The following is an 18324-nucleotide window of genomic DNA, read 5'->3' as shown; positions in this document are numbered from 1 at the left end:
TTATCTGATTGACTGACGTTCCGCAAAAGAGCGGCGCAGTTCGTAAAAGTCCCCCTTTGAAGGGGGTAGGGGGATGACACTCCGTGCGGACAATCATATGTGAGATATTTTAGAGGCTGTTTCTCATCAAGCAGAAGCAGGAAAGCTACTTCCGGCCGCCTCTCATCCCCAACCCCCCTTCTTCGTAGAGGGCCCCTACCCCCAAGGGGGACAAAAACGACATGGCGTAACAGCAGGTATTGAAAACGAAAATTATACCTGCGCTAAAACGAAAGAAGACATGACGCTGAAACAGAACTTAGTGAAGATTAACCTGCCGGGCGGGATGGTGTCTGCCGGCGATATGTATGCCATACTGGAGGCGGCCGAGAAAGCGGGAGTAGCGCACGTGCGCTTCGGCAACCGGCAGCAGGTTATGTTTTATGTGGAGCAAACGCGGCTGGAGGTGCTGCAGCAGGACCTGCTGGCGGCCGACATCATGTTTGAGCTGGACGCCGACATACATCCCAACATCATCAGTTCTTACGCCACCGAGGACATTTTATACCATGCCGACTGGCTGCGCGAGGGGGTATACAAGGATATCCTGGACCTGTTCGACTACAGGCCCCAGCTGAAGATAAGCCTCGTGGACAACAACCAGACCTTCTTTCCGTTTTTTACCGGTAACCTCAACTTCATCGCCTCCGACACCAGCAACTACTGGTATTTATACATACGCTTCCCAAAAACCAATATCTTGTACGCCTGGCCCTCGCTGGTGTACTCCGAGGATATACCCCGCCTGAGCAGCACCATCGAGAGCATCGTGTTCGGGAACAGAGAGCAGTTTTACGACCAGCCAGCCATTGAGGGAAACGTGCTTCACGGCATGGTGACCGCGTCCGGTAACTTTGTGGTGCAACCCGTTACGAAGGCGCTCAAGCTGCCCGATTTCAAGCTGCCCTACTACGAGGGGTTCAACCGGTATGACAGTAAGCTGTGGCTGGGCATCTACCGCCGCGACGAGCTGTTCCCGGTGACTTTTCTGAAGGACGTCTGCAAGATTTGCCTGAAGACACGGGTGGGCCAGCTGTATACCACTCCCTGGAAATCGATCATCATCAAAGGCATCGAACTCACCGACCGTGACTTTTGGGAGGTGGCGCTGTGCAAGCACCGGGTAAATGTACGGCATGCTTCCAACGAGCTCAACTGGCAGGTAGAGGACCTCTGCGATTACGGGCTGGAACTGAAAAAGCACCTCGTCCGCAAGTTTAACGAGGAGGATGTGCGGACCTACCGGCTGTGCTTCGCCATCAAAACACAGCCCAAGACGGGCCTGTTCGGCTCCATTATTATTCGGGCGCAGCAAAAAGAGGTGCCGTGCCCCGACCTCAGCAGCGAATGTTTCGAGATACTGTATACCCGCGAGTTTAACCCCAACTCCAAGGATTTCATCAGCTTTCGGAACAATGTGAGCAGAGCGGAGCTGAGCCCGGCCCTGGTGGAGCTGTGTAACTATTATTATGAACTGCAGAGTACGCCGGAGCGGATGGCTGGCATGGTATACCAGGAGGAAGAGCATGGAACCGGGGCGGAGGAGCAGGCGGCGCATATAGTATACCAGTGCAGCCACTGCTATACCCTATATGACGAAGTGTATGGCGACGCGCTGAACGAGGTAGCGCCGGGCACCCCGTTCGACAGTATCCCCGTCTACAGCTGCCCCACCTGCGAAGCCCCGAAAGCGGATTTCGCGCGCGTGGAGATGGCCCCAGTGGAGAATGCATGACGCACCGAGGTATAAACGGCTACGCGCAAAACTGCACTGCTAAGATTAAACATCAGTGCTACTACTGCTCACTGTTCGCTGCCTGACTAATGCTCACTGCTCTTTCGGACTTCTTTGTCCGAAAGCCACCTGCCGGGGATTTCCTAATCCCCGTGCTGACTGCTTCCAATGGGATGAGTTTGGAGCGCGGACATTCACAGTTTTGTAGGCTTGTGCTTTTAAAAGCAGGATAAGGCTGCAAGTTCAAAGATTTCCGTGGGAGTTGACATAGCGGTGCTTCCATGGGTAAAAGCCCCTGCAGGTGATGAGCCCTGTCAGGGTCTTTTATTTTAAGGCCGATTCTATTCGAAAATAATCGTCTTGTTGCGGTACACGAACACCCGCTCGTTGAGCACGAGCCGCAGCGATTTTGCCAGCACGTTCTTTTCCACGTCCCGCCCAGCCTGCGCCATTTCGCGCGCGCTGTGCGTATGGTCGACCGGAATCACGTTCTGCGCGATGATCGGGCCCTGGTCGAGGTCGTTGTTGACGAAGTGGGCCGTGGCCCCGATGATTTTCACGCCCCGCTCATAGGCCTGCGCATAGGGGTTGGCCCCCACAAAGGCAGGCAGGAACGAGTGGTGAATGTTGACGATGCGGTTTGAGAAGTGCGAGACAAACTCACCGGACAGGATGCGCATGTACTTGGCCAGCACCACAAAGTCGGGGGTATACCGTTGCACGGTTTCCAGCACTGCAGCCTCGTGCGCCTCCCTGTTCATGCCCTCGTGGCTGATGTGATGGAAGGGGATCCCGAACTTCTGCGTCAGGTCTTCCAGCACGTTGTAGTTACTGATCACGCAGCGCACGTTTGCGTTCAGCTCGTTAAAGGCGTGCCGGATCAGCAAATCGCTGAGGCAGTGGTGCTCTTTGGTGGCCAGCAGCACAATGTCTTTCTTCTTCTGGTCCGTCAGGCTGATCTCCACGTTGGCTGGCAACACGGCATACAGTTCCTTCAACAGCTGCTCCCGGTCAAACGCGCCCGAAAACTCCGTCCGCATAAAGAAGTGGTTAAAGTTGCGCTCCACAAACTCCCCGTTGCTGATGATGTTCAGGTCATACTTGTTGTACAGGATATTCGTGACCTTGAAGACAAGCCCGCTCTGGTCGGGGCAGTTGATGAGGAGGATGTTTGTTTGCATGAGCGTTTATTCTCTTTTACACTGGCGCCCCGAATGCTTTCGGGGTGTCTTTAAATGATGTCGGGTTTGTAACCCGGCTGGGCCAGAGGCCCAACTATACCTTACACTCGCGGGACGCGAGCGAAAGCAAGCTTAGGCCCTGCTCCTTGGCGGGGCAGATAATGCCTGTATCAGGTTATACCTTATCGCAGCGCTTCATACAGCACCTCAATCGGGTGGAGGGCTTTGCGGCCGGTGCCGTCGTGGATCTGATGGCGGCAGCTCGTGCCGGGGGCCGCGATGATCACCTCTTCCGGCTGCTGCCGCACCGTCGGGAACAGCACCAACTCACCCACCTGCATCGACACATCATAATGCTCCGCCTCATACCCAAAAGAACCGGCCATACCGCAGCACCCCGACGGAATCACCTCTACTTTATAATTGGGCGGTAGCGTGAGCATCTGCTGGGTATACAGCACCGACGATAGCGCCTTTTGGTGGCAGTGCCCGTGCAGTTTGATCAGGCGCGGCTCCTCTTTAAACAGGCCTTTGTCGATGTTCCCGTTCAGGATTTCGCGGGCGATAAACTCGTCGAACTGCAGGCAGTGGATCGACAGGCTTTTGGCGTCCTCTTCCTGATCGGCGTCCACCAAATCAATGTACTCATCCCGGAAAGAGAGGATGCAGGACGGCTCTATACCTACCAGTGGCGTATCGCTCGTGACGATGTCTTTGAGCATGGCCACGTTCTTTTGTGCCAGTTTCTTGGCCTCGCGCAGCAGGCCCTTCGACATATAGGTGCGGCCGCTTTCCTCGTGCTTCGGAATCTCCACTTCATACCCTAATTTCTCGAGCAGCAGCACGGTGGTTTTGCCGATGTGGGTGTCGTTGTAATTGGTGAACTCGTCGCAGAACAGGTATACCTTCTTTTTGGCCTGCTGTCCGTTGCCATACCCCGATTTGCGCTTATGCTGCTTGAACCAGCTTTGCAGGGTGGTTTCCTGCAGCAGCGGAATAGTGCGCTTCGGGGCGAAGCCCATCATTTTCTTGGCTACGGCAGCGGTGGCATCGTTTTTAAACAGGAAATTGTAGATGCCCGGGGCCAAGGCCGCCAGCTTGTTGGCCTTGGTAAAGTTACCCACCATGCGCGTCCGGAACGGCACGCCGTTGGCATCGTAGTAATGCTGCAAAAACTCCGCCTTCAGCTTGGCCACGTCCACGTTGGAGGGGCATTCTGACTTACAGCCTTTGCACGAAAGGCACAGGTCCATAGTCTCCTTTATCTCCTCGTGATCGAAGCGATTGGCTTTCGGCGAGCGGGTCAGGAACTCGCGGAGCATGTTGGCACGGCCACGCGTAGTGTCGCGCTCGTTGCGGGTTACCATATAGCTGGGGCACATGGTGCCACCCGTCAGGTGCGTTTTGCGGCAGTCGCCGGAGCCGTTGCAAAGCTCTGCCGCCCGCAGCACGCCACCTACCTGGCTAAAGCGGAAAACGGTGTCGAACACCGGCGTTTCCTGACCAGGCTCGTAGCGCAGAAAGGTATTCATGGAGGGCGTGTTCACGATCTTTCCCGGGTTGAAGATGTTGCCCGGATCCCATACCCGCTTCACTTCCTCCACCAGCTTGTAGTTCTCCTCCCCGATCATAAAGGGTATAAACTCGCCCCGCAGGCGGCCGTCGCCGTGCTCGCCGCTGAGGGAGCCGCGGTACTTTTTCACGAGGTGCGCGATCTCGGTGGCGATGTCGCGGAAAAGCTTGTTGCCTTCCTCGGTTTTCAGGTCGATGATGGGGCGCAGGTGCAGCTCGCCGCTGCCCGCGTGGGCATAGTGCACGCAAAACAGGTTGTACTGCTCCAGCGTGAGGTTAAACTCGCGGATAAACTCCGGCAGGTCGGCCACGTCCACGGCGGTGTCCTCGATCACGGCCACCGGCTTGGCATCGCCCGGTATGTTGGAGAGCAGCCCGAGGCCCGCCTTGCGCAACGTCCATACCTTCTTGGTGTCAGGGCCGGTTACGAGCGGGTAGTGGTAGCCCAGTTTGTTCTTCTCCAGGTCACGCACGAGCGCCGCGGCCCGTTCGCTGACTTTCTCCGGCGTATCGTCACTAAGCTCTACCACCAGGATCGCGCCGGGGTCGCCTTTCACGAAGAAGCGGTTCTGGCTCTGCTCGATGTTGGTTTTGGTGCACTCCAGGATGTAGTGGTCCATCAACTCGCTGGCGCTTGGTTTGTAATGCAGGGCCACCAAGTTTGCGCGCAACGACTCGTCGATGCTGTGGCAATGGATGCACAGCAAGCCCGTTTCCTTAGGCGGAAGCGGGTTTAGGTGCAGCTTGATCTCGGTCAGGAACGCCAGCGTGCCCTCCGATCCGGCCATCAGCTTGCAAAAGTTAAACGGTTCTTTCCCCTCCGTAAAAGGCTCCGACTCCAGCAGCAAGTCGATGGCGTAGCCGGTGTTGCGGCGCTGGATGCTGGGCTTCGGAAACTCCCTTCGGATATTCTCCTGCGTTTGGGTATGCGAGAGCATGGCCCGGGTGGCCTGGTAAATGCGCGTTTCCAGCTCGCTGGAAGTGTTTATACCCTGGCACCTGGCATTAAATTCCTCCTGGCTCAACTCACCGAACTCGGCCTCCGTGCCATCGCTCAGAATGGCTTTTACCGAGATGGTATGCTCGCGGGTGCTGCCGTATACCACCGAGTTGGAGCCGCAGGAGTTGTTGCCCACCATACCCCCGATCATAGCGCGGTTGGCGGTGGAGGTTTCGGGGCCGAAGTAAAGTCCGTAGGGCTTCAGGAACAGGTTGAGCTCGTCGCGGATCACGCCCGGCTGCACCCGCACCCAGCTTTCGGCCGGGTTCACTTCCAGTATTTCTGTAAAGGTGCGCGACACATCCACCACAATGCCATGGCCCACTACCTGCCCGGCAAGCGAGGTGCCGGCCGTGCGCGGAATCAGTGAGGTGCCTTCCTGCCTTGCAAAGGCAATCAGCTTTTTGATGTCGGCCACGGATTTTGGAAACGCGACCGCCTGGGGCATCTCGCGGTAGGCCGAGGCATCGGTGGCGTACAGGGTACGCATGGTGCTATCGAAATAAAACTCCCCCTCCAGCTGCCCGGAAAGATGCTTTAGTTTTTCTGGATTCATATATAAAAGAGCGCTGTACCTGCGGAGAACAGGGGGTATAAAGCAGTTCCTGCGGGTAACAAGACGAATGTAGAACGTTGCATAAAAGCTTTAGCAATGGTTTTGGCTGTTTTTTAGCAGCATTGCAGGCAAAAGGGCCGAAGCGTTGCCTAATTGTTAAAGTTTCTTTTCCCGAAGGTAAGCAGCGAATCGTTAATCTCAAAGCGGGGAATAGGGGAGAGAGGCGCTGGCAGGGGACTGCCAGGGTGCCTCAGGCCAGCAGGAGGTATAAACCGGCACAAAAAAACCTCCCTGCCGATAGGTATACCGGCAGGGAGGTTTTGCTGGCGTATGCCAAAGCAACAGGAATCGGCCAGCGCCATGCTTTCTGGTTGCCGCAGCAGGGTTTAGTAGTTTACCTGGGCCACCACCTCAATGTCGCGCGGCTGACTTAGTTTCATTTCGTGGTCCACCTCAAACGTGCCGCCTGCGGTTTCTGTGATCGTGATATCATCCAGCAGGAAGCGGCGGTGCTTGTGCTCTCCGTCGCGCACGGTGCCCCACACCCAGGACTGCTCATCAGAGTCTTTGCCATACACGTAGGGCGCTAGCGCCACCTGCTCCTCATGGCCTTTTCCATCGTTGAGCAGCAGGTTCAGGATCGTCTGGTTCTCGATGGCTTCGATGATGGTGGCGATCTTTCGGTTGCCCTCCATATAATACATGCCCTTTTTGGTCATTCTGCCCGAAATCGGCTGAATGCCCTCCTGGTTCTTGGGCTTGTCGAAAGCCGTTTTCTCCTTCAGTTCTATGAATCCCTCAAGGTGGAGGTTCTGTATATAGGTTTCCGTGATCACTGACGGGTTCTGTTTCATCAGAGGAGTCAGGGCATGAAACTTATCGTCGCCGTAGTACTGGTGCAGGTAAGTCAATACGGGGTTTATCATTGCTTTAGCGTTTATAGTTAGCTGTCTGTATTATCGTTTTCAGCCATACCAAAGCAGCAGCTTTCAATCCTTTGTTATACCGTTTGGTGCGTTTTTTATTTGGTTGTAGCAGAGGATTTTATTGCGTGTTGCTGCATTTTGTTAGCGTATATTACTTGTATGCTAAATCCTCTAAAAGGTTATGATGCCTATAAAAAAAGCCTAATACAGCGATGTGGCGGGCTTTAAGCTTGTTAAGTAGTAAACAGGTGCTATGGAGCATGTATAAGCACAGGAAGAGGGCAGTAAGCTCCGAGGACTTCTTCCTGTCCATACCCCTTTCATCATCCAAGTCAGAACGTAGGGGAGTTCCTGAAGTGGCAGTTTGATCTTAAAGCTGCGTCAGCGGTGATTCGCCTGTTTCCTTTTAAAAATTCAGATGCGCTGCGTTAAGAAATGGCAAGGTCGTAAAAGAGGCTATAGCGGGTGCTGTATAAAAAAACCAGAAAATCTTCTTGAAGAAATTCTCCAGGATGAATATAACAACAGATACACCAGGGTATGGCAACACGTCCAGCCAATTCAAACAAAAAGGCCTTCCGCTAACTGCGAAAGGCCTTTGCTGTTGTCGGAGTGGCAGGATTCGAACCTGCGACCTCCAGCACCCCATGCTGGCGCGATACCAGGCTACGCTACACCCCGAAACTGACGGCAAATTAAGCCCCGCGCAGAATATATGCAAGCTTTTAGGGCAGGGCGGCGACAAAATACTTTTGTTGGGCCATCCATACCCCTGCCCACCGAGGCGTATGGTTAATTTCGTTTTTAGAAGCGGAATATGCGGAGTCAGGTCCCATTACGGACAATTTGCAGCCCAACACATCAAATGCAAGCATGCTTTAAGCGGCGAAGCGATGCCTGGCTGAGCATGACAGTGCAGGACAGTATTTGGCTTTCTCCTTCTTAATTTAGGGCTATCAATCACACCACCGGATAAAGCTGAGCATACGCGCTGGCATTTTCTCCGGATAGGCGGTGTGGCTGCAATGGAGTACGTGGCCTGCGTTTTTGCAGGCTTTCGTGGAGTCAAAGAAAATAATTAGAAGTGCTCACAGAAAGACAGGCCGATAGTATATGCCCGGTGCTGCTGAGGGGTATGGCAAGCCCCAACATACAGTCTTTAGCGCTTGGCTATAGCGCGTTGTAAATTTCATCCATTAAAAAAAGCAATTATAATTTCTGAACATATGTTAGAATCGACGACGAAAACAGAATTCAAGCATGTAAGCTATTTGTGGGAGGAAGAAGAAGCCGCAAAGTTTGCCGGCGATGAGGTGGGGCTGCTGATCTACCGATCGAACCTGCTGGGGGCCGACCTGCGGCTGACTAACTACGGCGGGGGCAACACCTCCTGCAAGGCCATGGCCAAAGACCCGCTCACCGGCCAGGAGACGGAGGTGATGTGGGTGAAGGGCTCGGGCGGCGACTTAGGAACGCTCAAGCGCAGCGGTCTGGCCGCTTTGTACGTGGACCGGCTGCGGAGCCTGAAGAACGTGTACCGGGGCATAGCGCACGAGGATGAGATGGTGGAACTCTTCAACCACAGCATCTTTGACCTGAGCTCCAAGGCACCCTCCATCGACACGCCGCTGCACGGTTTCCTGCCCTTCAGGCACATCGACCACCTGCACCCGGACGCGGCCATCGCCATTGCCGCCGCCAAAGACGGCAAGAAGATAACCGAGGAGCTCTTTGACGGAACCATCGGGTGGGTAGACTGGCAGCGCCCGGGCTTCGACCTGGGGCTGCAGCTGCGCCAGTGCCTCGACGAGAACCCGGGCATCCGGGGCATCATGCTGGGCTCGCACGGCCTGTTCACCTGGGGCGACACGGCCTACGAAAGCTATATCAATACCCTGGAGGTGATCGAGCGCTGCGCCGAGTACCTGGAGCAACACTACGGCAAGAAAGGCCCTGTTTTCGGCGGTGCCCGGATACAGAGCCTGGACGAGGCGGCTCGCAAAAAGCAGGCTGCCGCGCTGGCCCCGGTGCTGCGCGGCTTCTGCTCCAGCGAGCGCCACATGGTCGGCCACTTCACCGACGATGACCGCGTGCTCGAGTTCATCAACTCCAACGACCTGGACAGGCTGGCCCCGATGGGCACCAGCTGCCCCGACCACTTCCTGCGCACGAAGATCAGCCCGCTGGTGCTCGACCTGAAGCCGGACGAGGACCTGTCGGATGTGCAGGCGCTGAAAGAGCGACTGGCCCCTGCCTTCGCGGCATACCGCCAGCTATACGCCGACTACTACGAGAACCACAAGCACCCCAACAGCCCGGCTGTTCGAGACAAAAACCCCGTGATTATACTGTATCCGGGTGTGGGCATGTTCTCCTTCTCCAAAGACAAGCAGACGACACGGGTGGCCTCCGAGTTTTATACCAACGCCATCAACGTGATGAAAGGGGCCGAGGCGATTTCGGAGTATACCTCGCTGCCGCGCCAGGAGGCCTTTGACATTGAGTATTGGCTGCTGGAGGAAGCAAAGCTGCAGCGCATGCCCAAGCCCAAAGCCCTATCCGGCAGAATCGCGCTCATCACGGGCAGTGCCGGTGGCATCGGAAAGGCCATCGCCAAAAGGTTTGTGGAGGAAGGCGCCGTGGTGGTGCTCAACGACATGAACCAGGAGCGCCTCCAGCATGCCAGCGAGGAGTTTAGAGCGCAATACGGCAAAGACAGCTATGCCACTGCCGAACTGGACGTGACCAGGGGTGGCCAGATACAAGAGGCATTTGAAGCGGCCGCCCTCGCCTTCGGGGGAGTGGACATCGTGGTGAACAACGCCGGCCTTTCCATCTCCAAGTCCATTGAGGACCACTCCGAAAAAGACTGGGACCTGCTCTACGACGTGCTGGTGAAGGGGCAGTTTCTGGTGACGCAAGCGGGCGTGGAGGTAATGCGCAAGCAGGACATCGGCGGCGACGTGCTCAACATCGTGAGCAAGAACGCGCTGGTGTCGGGCCCGAACAACGCGGGCTATGGCTCAGCCAAAGCCGCGCAGTTGCACCTGAGCCGCTTGAATGCAGCAGAGCTCGGCGGGGACAGCATCCGCGTGAACGTGGTGAACCCCGACGCCGTGATCAGCGACAGCAACATCTGGGCCGGTGGCTGGGCCGAGGGCCGCGCCAAAGCATATGGTGTGAAAGTGGAGGAGCTGCCTGCATACTATGCCAAGCGCACGCTGCTCAACGAGATTATCCTGCCCGAGGATATTGCCAACGCCTGCTTCGCCTTCGTGGGCGGGCTGCTCAGCAAGTCCACCGGCAACGTGCTGAACGTGGACGGCGGCGTGGCCATGGCCTTTGTGCGGTAACTATAAAAGTAAAGCTTTCAAAAAGTACACCATATGGACAAGTCCCCCTTGGGGGTAGGGGCCCTCGACAAAGAAGGGGGTAGGGGGATGAGAAACGATAGGAGCATTTAAAAGCTTTGACTTAATTGTAAGTAGCTGCAGACTATATTCTGAACAAAATTGTCCGCAGGTGTAATCATCCCCCAACCCCCATCGAAGGGGGACACAACATAAAACGACAGTATAGATGAAACCATATGGGTTGTTTCAATTCACTGGACGCTTTTCATTAAAGAACACGAACGTATGCAAATAGAACAATATAAGATAGACGAGTTCAACCAGCGGCATGCGCAGGAGCACACCCGCAGGTATGAGTTTGCGGCTTCCTCCCTTGCCAATGTGGACGACGTGCTGCAGCGGCTGGTTGATTTCCAGATCGGAATCCCGAGCTGGGCGCTGGGCACGGGCGGGACCCGCTTCGGCCGCTTCCCGGGCGGCGGCGAGCCGCGCAGCCTGGAAGAGAAGATCGAGGACGTGGGCCTGCTGCACGCCCTGAACCAGTCCAGCGGGTCCATCTCGCTCCACATCCCCTGGGACATCCCCAGCGACTACAAAGCCATCAAAGCCCTGGCGGCCCAGCACGGGCTCAGGTTCGATGCCGTGAACTCCAACACCTTTCAGGACCAGGCGGACCAGTCGCTGAGCTACAAGTTTGGCTCCATGCAGCACGTAGACAAGGCGGTGCGCCGGCAGGCGGTGGAGCACAACATCGAGGTGATCCGGCACGGGATGGAACTGGGCTCTGACGCACTGACGGTATGGCTCTCGGACGGGTCCAGCTTTCCGGGGCAGCTCAGCTTCCGCAAGGCCTTCGAAAACACGCTGGAGAGCCTGCAGGAGGTATACGCGGCCCTGCCCGACGACTGGAAAGTGTTTGTGGAGTACAAGGCCTTCGAACCGAACTTTTACTCCATGACGGTGGGCGACTGGGGGCAGTCGCTGCTGCTGGCCAACAAGCTCGGCCCGAAAGCCTATACCCTCGTGGACCTGGGGCATCACCTGCCCAACGCCAACATCGAACAGATCGTGTCGCTGCTGCTGATGGAGGGCAAGCTGGGCGGCTTCCACTTCAACGACTCCAAGTACGGCGACGACGACCTGACCACGGGCAGCATCAAGCCTTACCAGCTGTTCCTGATCTTCAGCAGCCTGATTGACGGGATGGATGCCCGCAGCATGGACCACGCCACGAGCCTGGCCTGGATGATCGACGCCTCGCACAACGTGAAAGACCCGCTGGAGGATTTGCTGCAGTCGGTGGAGGCCATCATGATCGCGTATACCCAGGCGCTGCTGGTAGACCAGCAGGCGCTGCGGGAGGCCCAGCAGGAAAACGACGTGGCGCGCTGCCAGGAGATCCTGCAGGAGGCTTACCGCACCGACGTGCGCCCAGTGGTGGCGGAGGCGCGGCTTCGCGCTGGCGCTGCGCTGCGCCCGCTGCAGCTGTTCCGCGAGGTGAAAGTGCGGGAGAACCTTGTGAAAGAACGTGGACGGAAGACTGTCGCAACTGGCCTGTAAGCATGCAAAAGATACCTGTAGTCGCCATTTTTGATGTAGGGAAGACAAACAAGAAACTGTTTCTCTTCGACGAGCACTATAAAATCGTGTACGAGAAGTCGGCGCGCTTTACTGAGATCGTGGATGAGGATGGCTTCCCGTGCGAAAACCTGGAGAGCCTGCAGCTGTCGGTTTACAACTCGCTGCGGGACGTGTTCCGACGGCAGGAGTTCGAGGTGAAGGCCATCAACTTCTCCGCATACGGGGCAAGCTTTGTTTGCATCGATGAGGAGGGCAAGCCGGTTTGCCCTTTGTACAGTTACCTGAAGCCATACCCCGAGGAACTGCAAAGGCAGTTTTACGACACCTACGGGGGCGAGGAAGAGTTCACGAAAGTGACAGCCTCGCCGGTGCTCGGGAGCCTGAACTCCGGCATGCAGCTTTACCGCATGAAACACGAGAAGCCAGACCTTTTCAAACAGGTCAAGTATGCCCTCCACCTGCCCCAGTATTTGAGCTATCTTATCTCGGGGGAAGCGTATTCCGATATCACGAGTATCGGCTGCCATACCAATCTGTGGGATTTCCAGAAAGGAAACTACCATGCGTGGGTAAAGCAGGAGGGGCTGCTGGAGAAGCTGGCGCCTTTGGTGCCGTCAGATAGCGTGGTGCCCGCGACGTTTCCGGGTAGCAGCTATGTGGTCGGGGTTGGCCTGCACGACAGCTCAGCGGCCCTGATTCCATACCTGGTGAACTTTCAGGAGCCCTTTGTGCTGCTCTCCACCGGAACCTGGTGCATCAGCCTGAACCCCTTCAATGCAACACCGCTCACAAAGGAGGACCTGCAGAAGGATTGCCTGAGGTTTATGCAGTATAAAGGCAAGCCGGTAAAGGCATCCAGGTTCTTTGGGGGGTATGAGCACGAACAGCAGGTAAAGCGTATCGCGGCGCATTTTAACCAAAATGCCGCCCACTATAAAACAGTCGCGTTCGACCCCGAGATCATCAACAGGCTACAGCGGGAGCAAGCGCTGGTGTCGGGCACTACGGCCCCTAAAAGCCGGCTACAGGAGTCTGTTTTTGCGCAGCGGGATCTGGCCTCTTTCGCTTCCGACACGGAGGCTTACCACCAGTTTATCCTGGACCTGGTGACACAGCAGGTTGCCTCCACGCAACTTGTTTTGGAGGGCTCGGATGTGAAGCGGATTTTTGTGGATGGGGGCTTTAGCAAAAATGCTATCTATATGAACCTACTGGCCGCCGCCTATCCGGACAAAGAGGTCTTCGCGGCCTCCATGGCACAGGCCACGGCCATCGGCACTGCCCTGGCCATCCACCGGCACTGGAACACCAAACCGCTCCCCAACGACATCATCGAGTTAAAATACTATGCGGTAACGCACGACGCCAAATTATGACAGTAGGCCTTTTCATCCCTTGTTACGTTGACCAGTTTTACCCCAATGCCGCCGTCGCCACCCTCGAACTGCTCGAAAAGCAGGGCGTGCAGGTGGTATACCCACCCAGGCAAACATGCTGCGGACAGCCCATGGCCAACTCCGGCTTCGAGCACCTGACCAAAGGCAGCAACGACCTGTTTATCCAAAACTTCAGCGGTTTTGACTACATCGTGGCCCCATCCGGCAGTTGCGTGCTGCACCTGAAAGACCACCTGCACTCCGACAAGCACCCGGCCGAGGCTGCGGCCATCCGGGGAAGGATATATGAACTGATCGAGTTCCTGACGGATGTGCTGCAAGTGGACAATCTGCAGGCGCGCTTCCCATACCGGGTGGGCCTGCACCAGAGCTGCCACGGGCAGCGGGGCCTGAAGCTGGCCCAGATGTCTGAGCTCGTCGCGCCGCCTTTCTCCAAACCGGAACAGTTGCTGAATATGGTGGAGGGGCTGGAGCTGGTCGAGCTTGCCCGGAAAGACGAATGCTGCGGTTTCGGGGGTACTTTCTGCGTGGCGGAGGAGGCTGTGTCGGTGAAGATGGGCAAGGACCGCGTGGCAGACCACCTGCAGCACGGGGCCGAGTATATCACGGCGGCTGACATGAGCTGCCTGATGCACATGGAGGGCATTCTCCGAAGGCAGAAAAGCAACGTAAAGGTGCTGCACATCGCCGAAATCCTTAACTCCCAAGCGCTATGAGCCAGACAAAAGACCACGCCGCACTTGCCGAGGTGTTCAACGCCGATGAGCCACGGGTAGACTGGCACGACGAAACGCTGTGGTTCATCCGGCAGAAGCGGGACAAGGCAGCCCATACCATACCCGATTGGGAACTGCTCCGCGAGACAGCCTCCCAGATAAAACAGCACGTGCTGTCGAACCTGAGCGATTACCTGCAGCAGTTTGAGGCCAACGCCAAAGCCAACGGCATCATCGTTCATTGGGCCGCGGATGCCGCCGAGCACAACCGCATCGTGCACGGCATCCTGCTGCAGCACCAGATAGACCGCATGGTGAAAAGCAAGTCGATGCTGACGGAGGAGTGCCACCTGAACGAGTACCTGGCCGAGCAGGGCATCGAGGTGATTGACTCGGATCTGGGCGAGCGCATTGTGCAGCTGGCCAAGGAGCCGCCAAGCCACATCGTGCTACCCTGCATTCACAAGAAGAAAGAGGAGATCGGGGAGCTTTTCCATGAGCACCTCGGCACACCCGCCGGTATGGCCGACCCGCAGGTGCTGACAGAGGCAGCACGGCAGCACCTGCGGGAAACCTTCCTGACGCGCCGCGCCGCCCTAACGGGCGTGAACTTCGCGGTGGCCGAGACAGGTGAGTTCGTGATCTGCACCAACGAGGGCAACGCCGACATGGGTGCGCACCTGGCCGATGTGCACATCGCCAGCATGGGCATCGAGAAGCTGATCCCGAAAAGGGAGCACCTGGGCGTGTTCCTGCGGCTGCTTGCCCGGAGCGCCACGGGGCAGCCGATCACCACGTACTCCAGCCACTTCAGAGAGCCGAGGCCGGGCCACGAGCTGCACCTGGTGCTGGTGGACAACGGGCGGAGCGTGCAGCTGGGCCGCGAGGATTTCCGCAACTCGCTGAAGTGCATTCGCTGCGGCGCCTGCATGAACACCTGCCCGGTATACCGGCGTAGTGGCGGCCACAGCTACCACACGGCCGTGGCCGGCCCGATCGGCTCCATCCTGGCCCCGAACCTTGACATGAAGAAGCACGCCGACCTGCCCTTTGCCTCTACCCTGTGCGGCTCCTGCTCCAACGTGTGCCCCGTGAAGATCGACATCCACGAGCAGCTCTACAAATGGCGGCAGGTGATTGTGAAGGAAGGCTACGCGGACAGAAAGAAAACCCTCGGCATGAAGGCCATGACGCAGGCATTTGCCTCACCGACCGCTTTCCGGCTGGCGGGCAAGGCGGGACGCTGGTTTATGCGGCATGTACCGTTTGTGGTGAGCAATCAGATGAACCCCTGGTACAAGCAGCGCGAAATGCCCATACCCCCGAAAGAGTCTTTTGGGGAGTGGTACCACAAAAACAGAGAAAAACATGCCTAGCAGAGACACTATACTGGCGGCCGTGGCCAGAAACCAACCGGACCGTTTGCCTATGCCGGAGGTTCCTGCCTTTGTTTCAGCGGATGCAGACCTGGTAGAGAAGTTCACAAACGTGGCCGTGAGCATCGGAAGCAGGGTTTTTCCGGTAAAGGGTATGGACGAGGTGAAGCGGATCCTGTTGCAGGAGCACAGCATCGCGAAAAGAGTCATCACTGCCTTTCCGGAGTTAAAGGACCTGGGCGAGGTTTCCGTGGCGGCGGATGCAGACCCGCATACCCTGGCGGACGTGGACCTGGCCATTCTGCCCGCCCAGTTCGGCGTGGCGGAGAACAGTGCCCTGTGGGTAACGGATGCGCAACTGCCGGTGCGTGTGCTGCCCTTTATCTGCCAGCACCTGGCGCTGGTGATTCCGCAGCAAAACATTGTGCCGCTCATGCACCAGGCCTACGCGGCCATAGGAGGGCAGGCGTACGGCTTCGGCACCTTCATCGCCGGCCCCTCCAAAACCGCCGACATCGAGCAGTCGCTGGTGCTGGGCGCGCACGGGGCGAGAACGCTGTCTGTGTTTATTTTAGAGGAGGAATAGCCTGAGGCCTACTTCAGCCAGCAAGAGTATTGATTTTAATGTCAGAGGCCGGTTTTAGCATGTTTCAGTAAAGTGTTTTAGCCCCTGCGCGGGTATCTTTTTATCAGGCGGCGAGGGTAGCAAACAGGTTGGCATGCGGGGTTTAGTTTCTCCAACGCGCGCTGTAGCGCTGGCACAGGAAATACATGCGGCCATGTTGAGTGGAGCAAAAGAATTATACCCTGTGGTGATCATTGATTCCAGATAATAAAACCTTGTGCATTAAACAATATTACAATAAAAATTGCCGTTGTTGCGTCTTTTGACCAACAAGTTGTTGGTGAGAACACAACAACGGCAGGCTGCAGACTGCTTTCGCTCCGTGTTTCGATTAGATGCGAAAGTCCTGTATACCTCAAAGCCTGCCCGCCCCATCAGGTTCTCCCCAATCTACTCCACCAACAGCTTCCTTTCTCCTGACTGCTCTGCCAGAAAAGCAAGGGTATACCGCAGTGTTCAGGAAGTTCGTGAATTTGGATCTACAAACTCTGGCGCAAGCGTCCGCTTGTGCCGCTATTGTTAGGATTCATTGTAAGGCACAAGCGGACGCTTGCGCCATAGAAGAGGAATTACACTTGCTTAAGCGTGCGTGTGATGCGTGCTTATCAATTGATATTGGTATAAACTATATAGAATAGGTTATATTGGATCGGTGTGCTTTCGCAGGCAAGGGGGGATTCTGCCATGAATATCTACATGCTGCTCGTTCATGCAGTGCCGATTTCTGCTGGTACGGCGAAGTATCTTGATGTTTAACCTAAGGTGTTGTTTCCGCCATATCTCATCTCTCTGTTCTTCAGCGTGTTTTATAGCATCTGCTACTAAAATTTAAGTAAAAGTGTTTGGTCACTCATGAAATTATCTTTACAATTGTAGAGGCTACAGACAATGCTCATTTCTTATCGTGGAATCTTTGTGTTCGTTAACACACTCCTATAAACTGCACTAACAAGCGTGCAGCCTGAGGGGCGTGTTCCAGCTTTCATAGAACCGATACTTCTTTTATAGCTACAGAAAGGAATCGCCTGTTTGGCCAACCATACGCTATGGTTTTCTTCATAAGCTGTAGAAAGAACACCCGGGATCTTCATAGCTCAAAACCTCTTATTGCTGGGGGTGCCACTTTTATTTTTTCTTACAAACTAAATGCAAAAGATAATGTACCAGACCAAGCTTAGCCCCTCCTGTAAGACCCCCAAATACAAGCAGATTATACAGTCGATTATAAATGATATAGAAAGAGGAATACTAAAAGTAGATGAGCAGCTGCCTTCGATCAATGAGCTAAGTGAGGAGCACCTGCTTGCGCGTGACACCGTGGAAAGAGCTTACCGGGAGCTCAAGGAGCAGGGATACATTATCTCTGTGCACGGGAAAGGGTATTTTGTTGCTTCTAATGATATAAAAAAGATCAAAGTTCTTTTAGTCTTCAACAAGCTGAGCTCTTATAAGAAGATTATTTACTATGCCTTCCTGAAGGGCTTGGGCGAAAAAGCGACAGTTGATTTACAAATTCACCACTACGATGCGCACCTGTTCGAAGAGATCATCAACAAGAACTTAGGCAAATACAACCATTATGTGATCATGCCGCATTTCTTCCATAGTGCTGATAAAGGGGAATACATGCCCACCATAAAGCGCATCCCAAAGGAAGAACTGGTTATCCTGGATAAAGACCTGCCCGGGCTGGAAGGCAAATACCTGTCCGTATACCAGGATTTCAGCAAGGATATATTCAAAGCACTTGAGTCAGTCGTAGACTTATTGGCTAAATACCAGAAGCTCGTTTTGATATTTCCCTTTGGCGAGCATTACCCTATGGAGATCATGCAGGGATTCCGGCTGTTCTGCAACTGCTATAACAAGGATTTCGGTATCCTGGAAAACACCTTCGATGAAGTTCCGGCCCCGGGTACAGCGTATCTGATTGTGGAAGAAACGGGCCTGGCGGATATCATCAAAAAGAGCCGGGGGCTGGACCTGACCTTAGGGCAGGACATCGGGATTATATCTTTCAACGAAACCACCTCCAAAGAGCTTCTGGACATTACTGTTGTCACTACTGATTTTGAGATGATGGGGTTTATGGCAGCCACTTTACTGCTGGAGCGCAAGCACCTGAAAGTGAAGAATCCCTTTCAGGTGATCCGGCGCGGCTCCCTGTAGCACTTTACCTCACCGGTATCTTACTTTGTGCCTTGTCTTGCCCATACCTATTTTGCCAGTAGGTATATAAAAAGTGCGGCTTGTTGTAGCGCAGGTCT

At 55.4% G+C, this 18324-nt stretch carries 11 protein-coding genes and 1 tRNA gene; 8 read left to right on the top strand and 4 right to left on the bottom strand.

The window, feature by feature from the left end:
* The first annotated feature begins 280 nt into the window (after positions 1-280).
* On the top strand, positions 281-1774 hold the full coding sequence (locus tag MKJ04_RS17170; protein ID WP_241642892.1) for a rubredoxin domain-containing protein: 1494 nt from the start codon (positions 281-283) through the stop codon (positions 1772-1774).
* Between the two features lie 341 nt (positions 1775-2115).
* Here the strand turns inward: MKJ04_RS17170 and purU are convergent, their stop codons facing one another.
* The 4 genes from purU to MKJ04_RS17150 form a co-directional block, all read right to left on the bottom strand.
* On the bottom strand, positions 2116-2955 hold the full coding sequence (purU, locus tag MKJ04_RS17165; protein WP_241642891.1) for a formyltetrahydrofolate deformylase: 840 nt from the start codon (positions 2953-2955) through the stop codon (positions 2116-2118).
* A gap of 182 nt (positions 2956-3137) precedes the next feature.
* A complete protein-coding gene (locus tag MKJ04_RS17160) occupies positions 3138-6083 on the bottom strand; it encodes an FAD-binding and (Fe-S)-binding domain-containing protein (protein WP_241642890.1) in 2946 nt (981 codons plus the stop codon).
* 386 nt (positions 6084-6469) lie between these two features.
* Positions 6470-7009, bottom strand: coding sequence for a hypothetical protein (locus MKJ04_RS17155; protein WP_241642889.1), 540 nt, complete (start codon positions 7007-7009; stop codon positions 6470-6472).
* Positions 7010-7616: 607 nt separating this feature from the next.
* Positions 7617-7690, bottom strand: a tRNA-Pro gene (locus tag MKJ04_RS17150).
* A 545-nt stretch (positions 7691-8235) separates the two neighbouring features.
* On the opposite strand from MKJ04_RS17150, the gene MKJ04_RS17145 reads away from it, so the two are divergent.
* The 7 genes from MKJ04_RS17145 (at position 8236) to MKJ04_RS17115 (ending at position 18226) form a co-directional block, all read left to right on the top strand.
* Positions 8236-10362, top strand: coding sequence for a bifunctional aldolase/short-chain dehydrogenase (locus MKJ04_RS17145; protein ID WP_241642888.1), 2127 nt, complete (start codon positions 8236-8238; stop codon positions 10360-10362).
* 285 nt (positions 10363-10647) lie between these two features.
* Positions 10648-11922 carry a TIM barrel protein gene (locus tag MKJ04_RS17140; protein ID WP_241642887.1) on the top strand — a complete coding sequence of 425 codons (1275 nt, stop codon included), beginning with the start codon at positions 10648-10650 and terminating at the stop codon, positions 11920-11922.
* Positions 11923-11924: 2 nt separating this feature from the next.
* On the top strand, positions 11925-13319 hold the full coding sequence (locus tag MKJ04_RS17135; protein WP_241642886.1) for an FGGY-family carbohydrate kinase: 1395 nt from the start codon (positions 11925-11927) through the stop codon (positions 13317-13319).
* Positions 13316-14056 carry a (Fe-S)-binding protein gene (locus MKJ04_RS17130; protein ID WP_241642885.1) on the top strand — a complete coding sequence of 247 codons (741 nt, stop codon included), beginning with the start codon at positions 13316-13318 and terminating at the stop codon, positions 14054-14056. The genes MKJ04_RS17135 and MKJ04_RS17130 overlap by 4 nt, the downstream gene beginning before the upstream one ends.
* Positions 14053-15432 (top strand): lactate utilization protein B, encoded by a 1380-nt coding sequence (locus MKJ04_RS17125; RefSeq protein ID WP_241642884.1) that lies wholly within the window; start codon positions 14053-14055, stop codon positions 15430-15432. The genes MKJ04_RS17130 and MKJ04_RS17125 overlap by 4 nt, the downstream gene beginning before the upstream one ends.
* Positions 15425-16018, top strand: a complete 594-nt coding sequence (locus MKJ04_RS17120; protein WP_241642883.1) for a lactate utilization protein C — start codon at positions 15425-15427, stop codon at positions 16016-16018. The genes MKJ04_RS17125 and MKJ04_RS17120 overlap by 8 nt, the downstream gene beginning before the upstream one ends.
* Positions 16019-17203: 1185 nt before the next feature.
* A complete protein-coding gene (locus MKJ04_RS17115) occupies positions 17204-18226 on the top strand; it encodes a GntR family transcriptional regulator (protein WP_241642882.1) in 1023 nt (340 codons plus the stop codon).
* Positions 18227-18324: the final 98 nt, after the last annotated feature.

It is taken from the genome of Pontibacter sp. E15-1 (assembly GCF_022601975.1).
Taxonomy (GTDB): domain Bacteria; phylum Bacteroidota; class Bacteroidia; order Cytophagales; family Hymenobacteraceae; genus Pontibacter.
This window is presented reverse-complemented; position numbering and strand designations above follow the sequence as displayed.